Source organism: Saccharopolyspora sp. NPDC045839, from assembly GCF_056431645.1.
This window is the reverse complement of record NZ_JBWKKH010000001.1, coordinates 610,161-626,954: the sequence shown is the minus strand read 5'-3', so window position 1 is coordinate 626,954 and position 16,794 is coordinate 610,161. Positions and strand designations below refer to the sequence as shown.

Here is a 16,794-nt window from a genome sequence, read left to right as displayed (position 1 = left end):
GTCCCGGCCGGGTGCGGCTGGCACACTGGGCTGATGACCGAGGATGCTGCGTGCGCGGTGGCGCACGGTGAAGTCCCGTCGGCGTCGTCCGGTGGCCGCGTGCTGGCGGCGGTGTTCGCCTCGCCGGTGGCGGAATTCCTGCTGCGCTACGGCCGGGACCTCGGTTTCCGGACGATCCTGGTCGAACCGGACGCCGAGCGGGCCGGGGCCGACGCGGTCCCGGCGGTGCCGGTGCTGGGCCCGGAGGCGGACGTCGTGGTGACCGACCACCATCGCCCGGAACTCGGCCCGCTGCTGCGCGACGTGCTCAAGCACGACGTCCGCTGGGTGGGCGTCATGGGCAACCCGCGCCACGCCGGGCCGCACGTGGCCGCGCTCCGGGAGCTCGGCGTCCCGGATGCCGAGATCGAGCGGGTGCACCGGCCGATCGGCCTGAACATCGGCTCCCGCACGCCGCCGGAGATCGCCATCGCGACCCTCGCGGGCCTGCTGGCAGACCGCAACGGCAAGCCCGGCGGCTTCGCCTTCTGAGCCCGCCGGCCGCCCGGGTAGGCGCGCGGACTCTCGCTTTTGCCGGGGCGATGTGGTTATGCTCCGGTCACCCGGCGCCGGGGATCATGGCCCGGTGCCGAGTGTTCCGGGAGCCGGGCGGGAGGGGCGCGTGGTGAGCGGTATCGCGTTTCGGGAACTGTCGCCGGTGTCCTTTTTGGAGCGCGCGGCGGCGGTGTTCGCCGATCGCCCGGCGGTCGTCGACGGGACGCAGCGCTACACCTACGCGCAGTTCTGGGACCGGGCCCAGCGGCTCGCGGGAATGCTTGCCGCGCAAGGAGTCCGGCCGGGCGACCGCGTCGCGGTCCTGTCGCCCAACACGCACGTGCTGCTGGAGGCGCACTACGGGGTGCCGCTGGCCGGTGCGGTGCTGGTCGCGCTGAACACCCGCCTGGCAGCGTCCGAGATCGGCTACATCCTGGAGCACAGCGGCGCGCGGCTGGCCATTGTGGACACCGAGTACCGGCGGGTGCTCGACGAATCCGGCGCGGACCTCCCGGTGATCGACTCCGAGGGGTACGACGAGCTCCGCGACGCCGCCGAGCCGCACCGGGTCGAGGTCGCCGACGAGCGGTCGCTGCTGTCGATCAACTACACCAGCGGGACCACCGGACGCCCGAAGGGCGTGATGTACCACCACCGCGGCGCCTACCTGCAGGCGCTGGCGATGGCCTACCACGCGCGGCTCGACACGTCCTCGCGCTACCTGTGGACGCTGCCGATGTTCCACACCAACGGCTGGTGCTTCCCGTGGGCGGTGACGGCGGCCGGGGGCGTGCACCACTGCCTGCGCAAGGTCGATGCCGCCGGGATCTGGCGCGCGATCCGGGCCGATGGCGTCACGCACTTCTGCGCCGCGCCGACCGTGCTGGCGATGCTGGCCGACCATCCCGAGGCCGCGCGGCCGGCGCCCCGGCCGGTTCGGGTGTTCGCCGGCGGCGCCCCGCCGTGGCCCGCGCTGCTGGAGCGGATGACCGAGCTCGGCATCGACATCCGGCACCTCTACGGCCTGACCGAGACCTTCGGCCCGGCGGTGGTGTGCGAGTGGCAGCCGGAGTGGGACGGGCTGGCCGGCGACGAGCGGGCCCGGCTGGTCGCGCGGCAGGGCATCGCGAACGTGATCGCCGAGCCGCTGCGGGTGGTCGACGCCGAGGGGCGCGACGTGCCCGCCGACGGGCTGACGACCGGCGAGATCCTGCTGCGCGGCAACGATGTCATGCTCGGCTACTACCGGGACGAGGCGGCGACCGCCGCGGCCACGCTGGACGGCTGGTTCCGCAGCGGTGACCTCAGCGTCCGGCATCCGGACGGCTACGTCGAGCTGCGCGACCGGATCAAGGACGTGATCATCTCCGGCGGCGAGAACATCACGTCGATCGAGGTGGAGAACGCGCTCACCGCGCACCCGGACGTCCTCGAAGCGGCCGTGGTCGGCGCCCCGGACCCGAAGTGGGGCGAGGTCCCCGTCGCTTACGTGACCCTGCGCGACGCGGCGACCGCCACCGAGGCCGACCTGATCGACTTCGTCCGCGCCCGCATCGCGCGCTTCAAGGCGCCGAAGCGGATCGTCTTCGGCGACCTCCCCAAGACGTCCACCGGCAAGCTGCAGAAGAACGTCCTCCGCGAGCGGGCCAGGACGGGGTGGCGGTGACGGAGGAGCCGAGCGCCACCGGTGCGGCCCTGGGCTTCGTCGTCGGCGAAGCCCAGGTCCTAGTCCTGGAACAGCTCGCCCTCTGAGGATGGCTCGCCGGCCAGGGCGTCGAGGACGGCCTGGCCGTACTTGGCGAGCTTCTGCTCGCCGACCCCGCTGATCCCGGCAAGTTCGTCCAGAGTGGACGGTTGGGCCGCCGCGATCTGGCGGAGCGTCGAGTCGTGGAAGATGATGAACGGCGCCTTGTTCTCCTCGCGGGCGGTGGCCGCGCGCCAGGCCCGCAGTCGCTGGAAGACCGGCTCCGCCTCCGGCGGCATGTCCTGCGCGGCCTGCTTTGCGGTCTTGGACTTGGCGGTCGACGCGGCGGCGCGCTTGGGCTCGGTGCGCAGCAGCACCTGACGCGGGTCCTCGCGGCGCAGGACCTCGCCGCTGGACTCGGTGAGCACCAGCGTCCCGTAGTCGCCCTCCACGGAGAGCAGGCGCTGGGCCAGCAGCTGGCGGATCACGCCGCGCCACTCGTTGTCGCTCAGGTCGGCGCCGACGCCGAACACGCTCAGCGAATCGTGCCGGAACTGCTCGACCTTCGGGGTCTTCTTGCCGCGCAGGATGTCGATGACCTGGCCCGCGCCGAACTTCTGGTTGCGCTCGCGGTCCAGCCGCACCACGGTCGACAGCAGCTTCTGCGCGGCGACCGTGCCGTCCCACGATTCCGGCGGCGCCAGGCAGGTGTCGCAGTTCTGGCAGGCCATCGCGGCGTCCTGGCCGAAGTAGGCGAGCAGCTGCGTGCGGCGGCACTCGACGGTCTCGCACAGCGCCAGCATCGCGTCCAGGTGCCGGGACAGCGTCCGGCGGTGCGCGTCGTCGCCCTCGGAGAGCTCGATCAGCTTGCGCTGCTGCACCACGTCCTGCAGGCCGTAGGCCATCCAGGCCGTCGACGGCTGCCCGTCGCGGCCCGCGCGGCCGGTCTCCTGGTAGTAGCCCTCGACGGACTTCGGCAGGTCGAGGTGCGCGACGAAGCGCACGTCGGGCTTGTCGATGCCCATGCCGAAGGCGATGGTGGCGACCATGACCAGGCCGTCCTCGCGCAGGAACCGGGACTGGTGCGCGGCGCGGACCTCCTTGTCCAGGCCGGCGTGGTAGGGCAGCGCGTCGATCCCGTTGGCCACCAGGAACTCCGCGGTCCGCTCCACCTCGGCGCGGGAAAGCCGGTACACGATGCCCGCGTCCCCGGCGTGCTCGGTGCGCAGCAGCTGCAGCAGCTGCTTCCGCGGATCGTTCTTCGGCGCGATCCGGTACTGGATGTTCGGGCGGTCGAAGTCGGAGACGAAGTGGCGGGCCCCGGTCAGCTCCAGCCGGGTCGCGATCTCGCGGCGGGTCGCCTGGGTGGCGGTGGCGGTCAGCGCGATGCGCGGCACCTCGGGCCAGCGCTCGTGCAGCACCGAAAGCGCCAGGTAGTCGGGGCGGAAGTCGTGGCCCCACTGCGCCACGCAGTGCGCCTCGTCGATGGCGAACACCGAGACCTCGCCGCGGCCGAGCAGGTCCAGCGTCGAATCCAGCCGCAGCCGCTCCGGTGCCAGGTAGAGCAGGTCGAGCTCGCCGGAGGCGAACGCGGCCTCGGTCTGGCGGCGCTGCTCGTAGTTCTGCGTCGAGTTGAGGAAGCCCGCCCGCACGCCGAGCTCGTTGAGCGCGTCCACCTGGTCCTGCATCAGGGCGATCAGCGGTGACACGACGACGCCCACGCCGGGCCGCACCAGCGACGGGATCTGGTAGCAGAGCGACTTGCCGCCGCCGGTGGGCATCAGCACCAGCGCATCGCCGCCGCCGATCACGTGGTCGACGATCTCCTGCTGGGAACCGCGGAAGGAGTCGTAACCGAACACGCGCTGCAGAACCTGCCGGGCGTCGGACACCTCAAGACCGGGGGAAGCCACGCGGCGCATCTTACGCAGCACCCACGACCGAGCCGGGGGCCGTGCGTTCCGACATGCGGGGGTGTGTCGGGCCGCTTGTGACGTGCGTCCCGTCGGGGCGGCCGGGCCTTCGCCGGGAACAACTCGCAGGGCAGAATCGTTCGTGGAAATAGTTGAATCTCGTACTAAATGATCGGGATCTGGCCAGCGAGGGAGTTCACATGCAGTTCGGGATCTTCACGGTCGGTGACGTCACCACCGACCCGACCAACGGCCGCACGCCCTCCGAGGCCGAGCGGATCAAGGCCATGGTGCGGATCGCGCTCAAGGCGGAGGAGATCGGACTCGACGTCTTCGCCACCGGCGAGCACCACAACCCGCCCTTCGTGCCGTCCTCGCCGACGACCATGCTCGGCTACGTCGCGGCCCGGACCGAGCGGCTGGTCCTGTCCACCTCGACCACGCTGATCACCACGAACGACCCGGTGAAGATCGCCGAGGACTTCGCGATGCTGCAGCACCTCGCCGACGGCCGCGTCGACCTGATGATGGGCCGCGGCAACACCGGCCCGGTGTACCCGTGGTTCGGCCAGGACATCCGCCAGGGCATCCCGCTGGCCATCGAGAACTACGACCTGCTGCGCCGGTTGTGGCGGGAGGACGTGGTCGACTGGGAGGGCAAGTTCCGCACGCCGCTGCAGTCGTTCACCTCGACCCCGCGGCCGCTGGACGGCGTCCCGCCGTTCGTCTGGCACGGCTCCATCCGCAGCCCGGAGATCGCCGAGCAGGCCGCCTACTACGGCGACGGCTTCTTCCACAACAACATCTTCTGGCCCAAGGAGCACACCCAGCGGATGGTCGACCTGTACCGGCGGCGGTTCGAGCACTACGGGCACGGCGCGGCGGACCAGGCGATCGTCGGCCTCGGCGGCCAGGTGTTCATGCGCAAGAACTCCCAGGACGCGGTCCGCGAGTTCCGGCCGTACTTCGACCACGCGCCGGTGTACGGCGGCGGGCCGTCGCTGGAGGAGTTCACCGAGCAGACGCCGCTGACGGTCGGCAGCCCGCAGGAGGTCATCGACCGGACGCTGGGCTTCCGCGAGTACGTCGGCGACTACCAGCGCCAGCTGTTCCTGATGGACCACGCCGGGCTGCCGCTGAAGACCGTCCTGGAGCAGCTCGACCTGCTCGGCGAGGAGGTCGTCCCGGTGCTGCGCAAGGAATTCGAGTCGATGCGGCCCGCGCGCGTGCCGGACGCCCCGACGCACGCGTCGCTGCTGGCCGCGAAGGAAGCGAAGAAGGCGGAGGTGGCGAAGTGAGCGAGCGGAACCTGGTCGTGATCTCGGCGGGCCTGAGCCGGCCGTCGTCCACCCGGCTGCTGGCCGACCGGCTCGCCGCGGCGACCGGCCGCGCGTTGGCGCAGCCGCCGGGCATCGAGGTCGTCGAGCTGCGCGACCACGCCAAGGAGGTGGCGAACAACCTGGTCACCGGCTTTCCCGGCGCGGAGCTGCGGAAGGTGCTCGACCGGGTGGCCGCGGCCGACGGCCTGATCGCGGTGACGCCGATCTTCCAGGCGTCCTGCAGCGGGCTGTTCAAGTCGTTCTTCGACGTGGTGGAGACCGATTCGCTGGTCGGCAAGCCGGTGCTGATCGGTGCCACCGGCGGATCGCCGCGCCACTCGCTGGCGCTGGAACACGCGATGCGCCCGATGTTCAGCTACCTGCGGGCGGTAGTGGCGCCGACCGCCGTGTACGCGGCGTCGGAGGACTGGGGTTCGGCGGGCGACGGAGCGGCGCTGGCCGACCGCGTCGACCGCGCGGCGGGCGAGTTCGCGGCCCTCGTCGACCACCGCCCGGCGCCCGCCCGCGCCGACGCGTTCGAAGAACCGGTCCCCTTCGAACAACTCCTGTCCCAGAACCGGAACTAGCCGGAGAGCTCGTCGGACCGGCCCGCGGCGAGCCGGGACCACTGCGCCGTGGGCCGACCGTCGGTCCGGAACTGCTCGCCGGCGGTCGCGTAGGGCTGCGGCCAGTCCTCCGGCGAGTCCTCCCAGGTCTCCTGCCTGCCGTAGGTGGTGAGATCGAGCAGGTGGTAGCTGGTGGCGCCGGCTTCGACGCCGCGGCCGGTCGTCCAGTACGTCTCGAACACCCGGTCGCCGTCGCGCAGGTAGCAGAGATAGGCGCCGAAGTCGCGCCCGGCGAGCAACGCGTCCCCCGAGTCGCGGGCCGAGTACCAGGGCATCTCCCAGCCCATGAAGTCCCGGTACCGGGCGCTCTCGTCGTACGGACCCTGGCAGAACGTCGCGTAGGTGACGTCGCGGCTGTGCAGGTAGGACAGCTCTCGGGCGTGCCCGGTGAAGAACGTGCAGCCCTCGCACTGCTCGGCGGCGGGTTTGCCGTCGTGCCACATGTGCAGGTAGACGATCAGTTGCCGGCGTCCCTCGAACACGTCGATCAGGGGCACCTCGCCCTGCGCGCCGACCAACGGGATCTGCGCGTCCACCTCGACCATCGGCAGCCGCCGCCGGGCGGCCGCGATCGCGTCGCCCTCTCGGGTGTGCGCCTTCTCCCGCGCCAGCAACCGGTCGAGCTCCGCCTGCCAGGAAGCCCGGTCGACGATGTGGGGCAACGGGTGCGTGCTGTTCGCTTCCATCGGTTTCCCTCTCCAATCGCGCGTCGGTGGCCTCGGTGGTGATGACCCGCCGGACGGCCGAAACTCATCGCGCCTTCCGGGTACCCGCCGAACTCCAGGTGCTTGTACCAGGGCGGAACCCCGGAGCACTTGCCGGTCGACTGGGCGGGTGATGGCATGAATTGCCAGGTCGCCAAGTCCGTCTTCGGCTACGGCGGGAAAATCGTACGTTCACGATTGAGGCGCTTCCGCTTGCGCCGCTGGATAACGTGGCAGGTATGAGCGAGCGGATTCCCCGGGACGAGCCGGCCGGTTCGGCCGATGTCATCGCGCGGCTGCGCGACGAGGGCGTCGAACTGGTCGAGACGTCCTTTGTGGACAACGCCGGGATCGTGCGGGTGAAATCGGTGCCGCTGGAACGGTTGTCGGCCGCGGCCCGCTTCGGCGTCGGGGCCTCTCCGTGCTTCGAGACGTTCACCTTCGACGATGTGATGGTGCCGGGCCGCTACCTCGGCGGGCCGGACGGCGACCTGCGGCTGGTGCCCGACCTCGGGCGGTTGGTGCGCCTGGCGGCGCTGCCGGGCTGGGCGTGGGCGCCCGCCGACAAGTTCGGCCAGGACGGGCAGCGGTTCGTCGCCTGCCAGCGCGCGTTCGCCGCGCGCCAGGCGCAGGCCGCCGCCGACGCGGGGCTGACCGTCCGCACCGCCTTCGAACACGAATGGGTGTTGGGAGAGCCCGGCACCGACGAGTTCGTCCCGGCGTTCACCGGCCCCGCCTACGGCCAGGTGAGGCTGGAGGCGACGGCGGACTACGCGCTCGAACTCGTCTCCGCGCTGCGCGAGCAGGGACTCGAAGTGCAGCAGTTCCACCCCGAATACGCGCTCGGGCAGGTCGAACTGTCGGTGGCCGCGAAGGATCCGCTCGGCGCGGCCGACGATGCCCTGCTGGTGCGGCACACCGTGCGCGCGGTCTCGCGCCGCCACGGCTGGCGGGCCAGCTTCGCGCCCTGCCTCGTGCCCGGCGGCGCGGGCTCAGGCGGGCACCTGCACCTGTCCGTGCACGACTCGGACGGCAACCTCCTCGCGGGCGGCCCGGGACGCTACGACTTGCAGCCCGCCGGCGAAGCGTTCCTGGCCGGTGTGTTGCGAGAACTTCCCGCGCTGCAAGCGATCGGCGGCGGCAACCCGGCGAGCTTCCTGCGGCTGGAGCCGTCCCGGTGGGCCGGGGTGTGGCAGGTGTGGGGCCGGGAGACGCGGGAGGCCGCGATGCGGCTGATCACCGGCACGATCGGCACCGAGCGGTGGGCGGCCAACGCCGAGGTGAAGTGCTTCGACGCCACCGCGAACCCGTACCTGGCGGTCGGCGCGGTGCTGGCGGCGGGCCTCGCGGGCGTGCGCGAGGAGCTGCGGCTGCCCGCGGAGATCACCGGTGACCCGGCGGCGCTGACCGACGACGAGCGCGCGGCGGCGGGAATCCACCGTCTGCCGACGAACGCGGCCGAGGCGGCTGATGCATTGGAGTCCTCCGGCGTGCTGGCCGAAGCCCTGGGCAAGGAACTGCACGACGCGATGCTCACGGTTCGCCGAGCGGAAGCGCAACGATGCGCAGACGCCACCCCCGAGCAACTCGCCGCCCGCACCCGCTGGTGCTGGTGATCGGGTCGTCCGCAATTTCCATTGAAATTGAACCTTCGATTTCAATGGAAATTGCGGACGACTGGTGGGGTGTGTGCGTTCTGCGAGGGAGTTGTGAGCGCGTCGGGCCAGGGTTGGCCGCATGAAGATCGTCAACACTCATCAGGCGGAAGCCTGGAACGGCTATGAAGGCACGCACTGGGCGGAGAACCAGGAGCGGTACGAAACGATGGTCGGCGGGCTCGGCGGCCGCAACGACGTCCAGCTGTTCGAGGCCGCGAGCATCGATAGCGACCACCACGTGCTCGACATCGGGTGCGGAAACGGGCAGACGACCCGGACCGCCGCGCGCCAGGCGGCCGACGGGCACGCCCTCGGCGTCGACCTGTCCGGGCCGATGCTCGAACGAGCCCGGCGCACGGCCGCGGCCGAAGGCATCGGCAACGTGACGTTCGAGCAGGGCGACGCGCAGGTCCACGACTTCCCGGCCGCCCGGTTCGACGTGGCCATCAGCCGCGGCGGGATCATGTACTTCGCCGATCCGGTGGCCGCGTTCGCCAACATCGGCGCGGCGCTGAAGCCGTCCGGGCGGCTGGTCTTCGGGTGCGGCCGGGACACCTCCGACGCCGACTTCGGCGCCGTGTGGGCGGCGATCGGCGCGCACGTCGCCCTGCCCGATCCGGCCGAGGACACCGCGCCCGGCCCGGCCACGTTCACCGATCCCGGGCGCATCCGCGAGATCCTGACCGGGGCCGGCTTCGCGGACGTCGTCCTCCGGGAGGCCGAGTCCGAGATGGTGCTGGGCGAGAACGCGGCCGACGCCGCCGAGTTCATCTTCGGCTGGGGACCGACGCGGTTCTGGATGTCCGGGGCCGACGACGCGTCCGTCGGCCGGGCGCGCGAGGAAGCCACCGCCGCGCTGCGGACCCTGGAGCGAGGAGGCTCCGTCGTGGCGAAGACCTCCGGCTGGTTGGTCACGGCCACCTGGCGCGGATGAGCGCGTAGACCCCGGGGCCGCCGACGATCTCATGTGGAGAGTCCTCGGCCACGTCGCCCGAGCACGGCGCGCAAGTATGCTCGCTGTGCCGGGCGAGCAGGGGAGGCGGCGATGGCTGAGGTGACCGATCCACCTGCTCGTAACACGCGTCCCCGCAACCGCCGGGCGCTGATCACCGCGGCCGCCGCGGACCTGTTCTACCGGCTCGGCTACGCGCGGGTCGGGATGAGCGACATCGCCGAGGCGGTCGGGGTCGGCTCGTCGGCGCTGTACCGGCACTTCGCGGGCAAGCAGCAGCTGCTGACCCGGGTCGTCCTCGACGAGCTCCAGCCGTTCAACGCGATCGCCGCGCAGGTGGCCGACCGGGACCTGGACGACGTGGTCGCGCAGCTCGCCGCCGCCGCGCTGGACCACCGCCAGCTCGGCGTGCTCTGGCAGCGCGAAGCCCGGCACCTGCCCGCGGAGCAGCGCGATGTGCTGCGCGAGGAGCTGCGCGGTGTGGCCACCGGGCTGGCCGAGGTGGCGCGCGCCTTCCGGCCCGAGCTGACCGGCGAGGACGCCCGGTTCCGCGCCTGGTGCACGTTCAGCGTCCTGACCAGCCCGTCCTACCACCAGGTGGACCTGCCGCGGCGCCAGTTCGAGCAGCTGCTGCGGGCCATGGTGGTCGTCATCGGGACCCAGCCGCCGCAGTGGTTCGCCGACCACCACGAGCCCGACGCCGACCAGCGGGCCGCGCTGTTCGCCGGGCGCGCCTCCCGGCGGCGGCTGCTGCTGGCCGCGGCGATGCGGCTGTTCTCCGACGCCGGCTACACCGAGGTGACCACCGAAGACGTCGGCGCGGCGGCCGGCATCGCCGGGCCCAGCCTGTACAACTACTTCGCCAGCAAGCAGGAGCTGCTCGGCGCCGTGATAACCCGCGGCAACGCGTGGCTGGAGGTCGAGCTCGAACGGACCCTGGCCAGCACGCCGGCCGCCGACGACGCGCTGCGCGAGCTGCTGAGCTCCTACCTCGCCTTCGCCTTCGACCACGGCCGGTTCATCGACATCCTGGTCAGCGAGGTCAACCACCTGCCGGACGCGGAACGGCACCGGGCGCGGCAGACCCAGCACGCCTACGTGGCCGAGTGGGTCGGGCTGCTGTGCGAGGCGCGTCCGGGGGTCGACCCGGTGCGCGCCCGGATCCTGGTGCAGGCGGCGTTGACGGTCGCCAACGACATGGTGCGCACCGGCTCGGTGCGCGACGTCGACGCGCTGTTGCGGATCGGCTCGGCGCTGATGCTGGACACACCCGTCGAGCCCGTGTGACCGGCCACAAGCACAGCGCGGATGACTACTACTAGATATTCACTTAAGCATCATCCCCGCAGGAGAATGCTCGATTGCCTGGCCTGGGCGGACTAGGGGCAGCTCACTTCGAAATTGACTTCGGTCGTCGCGCCGCATTAGGCTCCGCGCTGACCAGGTCTGCCAGCACGCACGCCGCGCCCGGCCTTGGGGTGACGAACCGGCTGCCACGCGCCGAGGCGCGTCACCGGGTTCCGGGCCTGGAACATCGCGGGCGGGCGGCAGACACTGGAGCCGAGCAGGTAACGAGGACAGGTTGGTTGCATGAGCAGCGCGACGGAGCCGGTCGGTCAGCCGCCGGTGGACGTGCCGGACATCCACACGACCGCCGGGAAGCTGGCGGATCTGTACCGGCGGAATGACGAGGCGGTGCACGCCGGCTCGGCGCGCGCGGTGGCCAAGCAGCACGCGAAGGGCAAGAACACCGCCCGCGAGCGCATCGACATGCTGCTGGACCCGGGTTCGTTCGTGGAGATCGACGAGCACGCGCGGCACCGCTCCACGAACTTCGGCATGGACGCGAACCGCCCCTACGGCGACGGCGTGGTGACCGGCTACGGCACCGTCGACGGCCGCAAGGTGTGCGTGTTCTCCCAGGACTTCACCATCTTCGGCGGGTCGCTGGGCGAGGTGTTCGGCGAGAAGATCGTCAAGGTCATGGACCTGGCGCTGAAGACCGGCTGCCCGCTGATCGGCATCAACGACTCCGGCGGCGCGCGCATCCAGGAGGGCGTCGCGGCGCTGGGCCTGTACGCCGAGATCTTCAAGCGCAACACCCACGCCTCCGGCGTGATCCCGCAGATCTCGCTGATCATGGGCCCGTGCGCGGGCGGCGCGGTGTACTCGCCGGCGATCACCGACTTCACGGTGATGGTCGACCAGACGTCGCACATGTTCATCACCGGCCCCGACGTCATCAAGACGGTCACCGGCGAGGACGTGACCTTCGAGGAGCTCGGCGGCGCGCGCACCCACAACTCGCGCTCCGGCAACGCGCACTACCTGGCCACCGACGAGGCGGACGCCATCGCCTACGTCAAGGAGCTGCTGTCGTTCCTGCCCAGCAACAACCTGGCCGAGGCGCCGGTGTTCGACGGTCCCGAGACCGGAACTGGCTCGATCGCCGAGTCGATCACCGATGCCGACCGCGAGCTGGACGCGCTGGTCCCGGACTCGCCGAACCAGCCCTACGACATGCTCCAGGTCATCTCCCGCGTCGTCGACGACGAGGAGTTCCTGGAGGTCGGGGCGCTGTTCGCGCCGAACATCATCACCGGCTACGGGCGCATCGAAGGCCACCCGGTGGGCGTGGTCGCCAACCAGCCCACCCAGTTCGCCGGCACCCTGGACATCGACGCCAGCGAGAAGGCCGCGCGGTTCGTCCGCACCTGCGACGCCTTCAACATCCCGGTGCTGACCTTCGTGGACGTGCCGGGCTTCCTGCCGGGCACCGATCAGGAGTGGAACGGCATCATCCGGCGCGGCGCGAAGCTGCTGTACGCCTACGCCGAGGCCACCGTCCCGCTGGTCACCGTGATCACCCGCAAGGCCTACGGCGGCGCCTACGACGTGATGGGCTCCAAGCACCTGGGCGCGGACGTCAACCTGGCGTGGCCGACCGCGCAGATCGCGGTCATGGGCGCGCAGGGCGCGGTGAACATCCTCTACCGGCGGCAGCTCGCCGAAGCGGCCGAGAACGGCGAGGACGTCGAGGCCACGCGGGCGCAGCTGCAGCAGGAGTACGAGGACACCCTCTGCAACCCGTACGTGGCCGCCGAACGCGGCTACGTCGACTCGGTGATCCCGCCGTCCTACACCCGCGGGTACGTGGCGCGATCGCTGCGGATGCTGCGCGACAAGCGCGCCAGCCTGCCCGCGAAGAAGCACGGCAACATCCCGCTGTGACGTCGTCCCACTTGCGAGGAGGTGCCAGATGAGCCAGGACGCGACGCCGGAGGAGCGTCCGGTGCTGCGCATCGTGCGCGGCAATCCCGACGACGCCGAGATCGCCGCGCTGACCGCGGCGCTGAGCGGCCTGGCCGCCGCGAACGTCGCGGCCGAGCCGCAGCAGCGGCCGATGTCGCTGTGGGGCGACCGGTCCGCCGCGCTGCGCCACCCGGCGGGCCGCCGGCCGCTGCGCCCCGGCCCGCACGCTTGGCGCGCATCGGCCCTCCCGGGCTGATGTCGTTGCCCACCAACAAGTTTTCGCCAGCCGTCCGGCGTCGCGCCGGGAAATGAGGAGTTGACCACTGTGGACGTGACGCCGATCAGCAAGGTTCTGGTCGCCAACCGCGGTGAGATCGCGGTGCGGGTGATCCGCGCCTGCAAGGACGAGGGCATCGCCTCCGTCGCCGTGTACGCCGAGCCGGACGCCGACGCGGTGTTCGTGCGGCTGGCCGACGAGGCCTTCGCGCTGGGCGGTTCGACGCCCGGCGAGTCGTACCTGAACATCGACAAGATCATCGACGTCGCCAAGCGCGCCGAGGCCGACGCCGTGCACCCCGGCTACGGCTTCCTGTCGGAGAACGCCGAGTTCGCCCAGGCGGTGCTCGACGCGGGCCTGATCTGGATCGGGCCGTCGCCGCAGGCGATCCGCGACCTCGGCGACAAGGTCACCGCCCGGCACATCGCGACCCGCGCGGGCGCGCCGCTGGTGCCGGGGACCAAGGACCCGGTCAACGGCGCCGACGAGGTCGTCGCCTTCGCCGAGGAGCACGGGCTGCCGGTGGCCATCAAGGCCGCGTTCGGCGGCGGCGGCCGGGGCCTGAAGGTCGCCCGGACGCTGGAGGAGATCCCCGAGCTGTACGCCTCGGCGGTGCGCGAGGCCGAGACGGCGTTCGGTCGCGGCGAGTGCTTCGTGGAGCGCTACCTGGACCGGCCGCGGCACGTCGAGGCGCAGGTCCTCGCCGACCAGCACGGCAACGTGGTGGTCGTGGGCACCCGCGACTGCTCGCTGCAGCGGCGGCACCAGAAGCTCGTCGAGGAGGCCCCGGCGCCGTTCCTCAGCGACGACCAGCACCGCACCATCCACGAGGCGGCGCGCGCCATCTGCGCCGAGGCCGGCTACTACGGCGCGGGCACCGTGGAGTTCCTGGTGGGCCTGGACGGGACGATCTCGTTCCTGGAGGTCAACACCCGCCTGCAGGTGGAGCACCCGGTGTCGGAGGAGACCACGGGCCTGGACCTGGTGCGCGAGCAGTTCCGCATCGCCGCCGGTGAGAAGCTGCGGATCACGGCCGACCCCGAGCCGCGCGGCCACTCCATCGAGTTCCGGATCAACGGTGAGGACGCGGGCCGCAACTTCCTGCCCGCGCCGGGCACCGTGACCCGCTTCGTCGCGCCGCACGGCCCGGGCGTCCGGGTGGACGCAGGCGTCGAGTCGGGCAGCGTGATCGGCGGCCAGTTCGACTCGCTGCTGGCGAAGGTGATCGTCACCGGCGTGGACCGGCAGCAGGCGCTGGAGCGCTCGCGGCGGGTGCTGGACGAGATGGTCGTGGAGGGCATGGCCACGGTGCTGCCGTTCCACCGCGAGATCGTCCGCGACCCGGCGTTCGTCGGGGCCGACGGCTTCACCGTGCACACCCGGTGGATCGAGACGGAGTTCGACAACAACATCGAGCCGTTCACCGGCGGCGTCGAGGCGGAGGAGCCGGAGGCGCGGCAGACGATCACCGTCGAGGTCGGCGGCCGCCGCCTGGAGGTCTCGCTGCCTGCGGAGCTGGCGGTCTCGTCGGCGTCCCCGGCGGCGAAGGCGAAGCCGCGCAAGCGTTCCGCGGGCAAGGCCGGTGCGGCGGAGTCCGGCGACGCGGTGACCGCGCCGATGCAGGGCACGATCGTGAAGGTCGCGGTGGCCGACGGCCAGGAGGTCGCGGCGGGCGACCTGATCGCGGTGCTGGAAGCGATGAAGATGGAGAACCCGGTGACGGCCCATAAGGCCGGCACGGTGACGGGCCTGTCGGCGCAGCCGGGCGACTCGGTGACCCAGGGCACCACGCTCTGCGAGCTGAAGGACTGACCCACTTTCCATGTGACGGGTGAAGGGCCCCTCGACCAGGTCCACCTCCGATCGGGGCACTTCTTCCGCAATTTCAATGGAAATTGGAGGTCCAATTTCCATTGAAATTGCGGATCCCCGAACGGGCCGGACCCGGCTGGGTGCCCTTCACCTGGATAAATTCACCTGGTCGTGGGAATCACCGGCAGCGTGATCTGCGAGGGGTGCTGCGCGGAGTTGTGGATGGTCAGCGGCGACAGCGCCGCCGGCAGGTCGCGCAGCGTCGGCAGGAGGTGCGGCACGTCGAAGGCCTGCACGGAGATCCGCAGCCGGTGACCGGCCGGGATCATCGCGCCGGTGGGGAAGACCTCCACGTCAACCGGCGCGATTTCCCCTGGTTGCAACAGGTTCTGCGTGTCCTTGGTGAACGGGTGGTACGGCTGGATCAGCTGCCCGTCGAGGTGGCGCGAGCGCTCTTCGTCCAGCGTCCGGTGCGACAGCACCTGCCAGCCGCCGGTGAGCCGGTTGACCTCGCCGGTCGGCGACACCGACGACACCGATACCGACAGCATGCCGTTGCCGGTCGGCGTCGAGGTGTGCAGCCGTGCGTTGATCGGACCGCGCATCCGCAGGGGTTGCGCCATCGGTTCGGTTTCGAAGACCGCGCCGGACAAGTCGTTCCACCGGTTGTCCTCGCACAGCCGCGAGATCCCGACGGCGTTGGGCAGCCCGGCCGTCCACTGGTTGGCCGAGCGGGTGCAGAGCCCGGAGACCGGGACGGGTGCGATGGTGCTCTGCCCTTGCTCGGCGCCCTCGGCGACCAGTTTTCCTGGTGCGCCGGGGAAAGAGGTGCCGGAGAGCTGGAACGTGGTGGCGCGCTGCTCGTCGATCCAGTCCTGCGCGTGGTGCCACTCGCCGGAGTTGATCTCGTGCCAGGTCAGCGGCGGGATGTCGGCGTCCAGGGCCGGGTCGGGCAGCCCTCGCACATAGCGGTCGAACCAGCGCAGCTGGAGCTCCTGCAGCGTGCCGTGCCCGGCTTCGCCGATCCCGGCGCCGGTGCTGCCCTGCAGGTGGTCCCACGGGCCGAAGATCATCTTCGCCGGGACGCCGCGCTCCCGGAGCCGGTCGAACACCATCGGCGTGCCGCGCTGGAACAGGTCGTACTCGCCGCCGACGAGGAAGGTGGGCACGTCGATGCGGTCGAGCACGTTGACCGGTGACCGCTCGGCGTAGAACGGCCCGTCGAAGGCGGAGTCCAGCCCCAGCGTCGCGGACAGCAGCATCGGCGCGGTGAACCCGGTGGCGCCCTGCACTCGCGAGAGGTACATCTGCAGCGCGTTGTCCGGCTCGCCGGCGCCGTAGGCGGGTGGGATCAGCCCGGTGCCGGTGACCAGGCCCAGCCACAGCGGGATGAACCCGACGTCGAGAGCGCCGCCGGAGGCGACCACGTCCCGGTAGGTGTCCGCGGCGGGGACCTGCGGGAAGATCGCCTTCAGCCCGGCGGGCCGCTCGGCGGCGGCGAAGAGCTGGCTGATGCCCATGTAGGAAGCGCCGTGCATGCCCACCGAACCGCTGCTCCAAGGCCGCTCGGAAGAGGCGGCCCAGTCGACGATCTCACCGGCATCGGTGTTCTCCCGAGCGCTGAAAGCGGCCCAGGAACCACCGGAACCGCCGGTGCCGCGCGCATCGACGGTGACCTGCACGTACCCGCGCTTGACGAAGTAACCCGGGTCGCCGAGCGCGGCGGAGGCAGGACCGTTGAGCACGGTCTTGTTGTAGGCGGTGATGGTCAGCAGCACGGGGAAGCGGCCGTCGATGGGCCGACCGTCGGCGTCGGCGGGACGCTGCACGTCGCCGCGCAGGACGACGCCGTCGGACATCGGGATGGAGACGTCGGCTTCGGTGACGGTGGCGGGATACTCCTCGCCACGAGGAGCCCAAGCGGGCCGAGCGGAACTGGTTTCGGCGGTGGTCAACCCGGCGAAGACGGTCGCCAGGGCGAGAAGCAGAGCCAGCGCGGAGCGGCGCATGAAGACCTCCCGGAGGTTCGGGAGATCAACGACCAGAGCCGCACCGGGTTACGT

13 protein-coding genes are annotated in these 16,794 nt (G+C 71.3%); 10 read left to right on the top strand and 3 right to left on the bottom strand.

From position 1 onward, the window contains the following. The first annotated feature begins 33 nt into the window (after positions 1-33). Both AC07EQ_RS02470 and AC07EQ_RS02465 read left to right on the top strand, forming a co-directional pair. Entirely contained in the window at positions 34-531 is a 498-nt protein-coding gene (locus AC07EQ_RS02470; RefSeq protein ID WP_358581119.1) for an XdhC family protein, read from the top strand. A 133-nt stretch (positions 532-664) separates the two neighbouring features. Next, on the top strand, positions 665-2,200 hold the full coding sequence (locus AC07EQ_RS02465; RefSeq protein ID WP_478386155.1) for an acyl--CoA ligase family protein: 1,536 nt from the start codon (positions 665-667) through the stop codon (positions 2,198-2,200). A 59-nt stretch (positions 2,201-2,259) separates the two neighbouring features. Here the strand turns inward: AC07EQ_RS02465 and recQ are convergent, their stop codons facing one another. Beyond that, positions 2,260-4,140: a DNA helicase RecQ gene (recQ, locus tag AC07EQ_RS02460; RefSeq protein ID WP_478386154.1), complete on the bottom strand. Its 1,881-nt coding sequence runs from the start codon at positions 4,138-4,140 to the stop codon at positions 2,260-2,262. Between the two features lie 191 nt (positions 4,141-4,331). On the opposite strand from recQ, the gene AC07EQ_RS02455 reads away from it, so the two are divergent. Both AC07EQ_RS02455 and AC07EQ_RS02450 read left to right on the top strand, forming a co-directional pair. Next, positions 4,332-5,429, top strand: coding sequence for an LLM class flavin-dependent oxidoreductase (locus tag AC07EQ_RS02455; RefSeq protein ID WP_478386153.1), 1,098 nt, complete (start codon positions 4,332-4,334; stop codon positions 5,427-5,429). Then, positions 5,426-6,037, top strand: a complete 612-nt coding sequence (locus AC07EQ_RS02450) for an FMN reductase (protein ID WP_478386152.1) — start codon at positions 5,426-5,428, stop codon at positions 6,035-6,037. The genes AC07EQ_RS02455 and AC07EQ_RS02450 overlap by 4 nt, the downstream gene beginning before the upstream one ends. On the opposite strand, the gene AC07EQ_RS02445 is transcribed toward AC07EQ_RS02450, so the two are convergent. Next, positions 6,034-6,762, bottom strand: coding sequence for a DUF899 family protein (locus AC07EQ_RS02445; RefSeq protein WP_478386151.1), 729 nt, complete (start codon positions 6,760-6,762; stop codon positions 6,034-6,036). The two genes, AC07EQ_RS02450 and AC07EQ_RS02445, sit on opposite strands and share 4 nt — an antisense overlap. A 257-nt stretch (positions 6,763-7,019) precedes the next feature. Here AC07EQ_RS02445 and AC07EQ_RS02440 point away from each other — a divergent pair, with 257 nt between their 5' ends. The 6 genes from AC07EQ_RS02440 (at position 7,020) to AC07EQ_RS02415 (ending at position 14,731) form a co-directional block, all read left to right on the top strand. Continuing rightward, positions 7,020-8,396 carry a type I glutamate--ammonia ligase gene (locus AC07EQ_RS02440; protein ID WP_478386150.1) on the top strand — a complete coding sequence of 459 codons (1,377 nt, stop codon included), beginning with the start codon at positions 7,020-7,022 and terminating at the stop codon, positions 8,394-8,396. 121 nt (positions 8,397-8,517) lie between these two features. Next, positions 8,518-9,372, top strand: coding sequence for a class I SAM-dependent methyltransferase (locus AC07EQ_RS02435; RefSeq protein WP_478386149.1), 855 nt, complete (start codon positions 8,518-8,520; stop codon positions 9,370-9,372). 111 nt (positions 9,373-9,483) lie between these two features. Further along, a complete protein-coding gene (locus tag AC07EQ_RS02430) occupies positions 9,484-10,677 on the top strand; it encodes a TetR/AcrR family transcriptional regulator (protein WP_478386148.1) in 1,194 nt (397 codons plus the stop codon). A gap of 303 nt (positions 10,678-10,980) precedes the next feature. Further along, positions 10,981-12,621 carry an acyl-CoA carboxylase subunit beta gene (locus tag AC07EQ_RS02425; protein ID WP_478386147.1) on the top strand — a complete coding sequence of 547 codons (1,641 nt, stop codon included), beginning with the start codon at positions 10,981-10,983 and terminating at the stop codon, positions 12,619-12,621. A gap of 28 nt (positions 12,622-12,649) precedes the next feature. Next, positions 12,650-12,898 carry an acyl-CoA carboxylase subunit epsilon gene (locus AC07EQ_RS02420; protein ID WP_478386146.1) on the top strand — a complete coding sequence of 83 codons (249 nt, stop codon included), beginning with the start codon at positions 12,650-12,652 and terminating at the stop codon, positions 12,896-12,898. A 69-nt stretch (positions 12,899-12,967) separates the two neighbouring features. Next, entirely contained in the window at positions 12,968-14,731 is a 1,764-nt protein-coding gene (locus AC07EQ_RS02415) for an acetyl/propionyl/methylcrotonyl-CoA carboxylase subunit alpha (RefSeq protein WP_478386236.1), read from the top strand. Positions 14,732-14,892: 161 nt separating this feature from the next. Here AC07EQ_RS02415 and AC07EQ_RS02410 read toward each other — a convergent pair whose 3' ends face one another. Then, positions 14,893-16,740, bottom strand: coding sequence for a CocE/NonD family hydrolase (locus AC07EQ_RS02410; protein WP_478386145.1), 1,848 nt, complete (start codon positions 16,738-16,740; stop codon positions 14,893-14,895). Positions 16,741-16,794: the final 54 nt, after the last annotated feature.

Coding starts and splice junctions, on each gene's coding strand:
- AC07EQ_RS02470 (WP_358581119.1), top strand. CDS start 34: ATGACCGAGGATGCTGCGTGCGCGGTGGCGCACGGTGAAGTCCCGTCG.
- AC07EQ_RS02445 (WP_478386151.1), bottom strand. CDS start 6,762: ATGGAAGCGAACAGCACGCACCCGTTGCCCCACATCGTCGACCGGGCT.
- AC07EQ_RS02435 (WP_478386149.1), top strand. CDS start 8,518: ATGAAGATCGTCAACACTCATCAGGCGGAAGCCTGGAACGGCTATGAA.
- AC07EQ_RS02425 (WP_478386147.1), top strand. CDS start 10,981: ATGAGCAGCGCGACGGAGCCGGTCGGTCAGCCGCCGGTGGACGTGCCG.
- AC07EQ_RS02420 (WP_478386146.1), top strand. CDS start 12,650: ATGAGCCAGGACGCGACGCCGGAGGAGCGTCCGGTGCTGCGCATCGTG.
- AC07EQ_RS02440 (WP_478386150.1), top strand. CDS start 7,020: ATGAGCGAGCGGATTCCCCGGGACGAGCCGGCCGGTTCGGCCGATGTC.
- AC07EQ_RS02430 (WP_478386148.1), top strand. CDS start 9,484: ATGGCTGAGGTGACCGATCCACCTGCTCGTAACACGCGTCCCCGCAAC.
- AC07EQ_RS02410 (WP_478386145.1), bottom strand. CDS start 16,740: ATGCGCCGCTCCGCGCTGGCTCTGCTTCTCGCCCTGGCGACCGTCTTC.
- AC07EQ_RS02455 (WP_478386153.1), top strand. CDS start 4,332: ATGCAGTTCGGGATCTTCACGGTCGGTGACGTCACCACCGACCCGACC.
- recQ (WP_478386154.1), bottom strand. CDS start 4,140: ATGCGCCGCGTGGCTTCCCCCGGTCTTGAGGTGTCCGACGCCCGGCAG.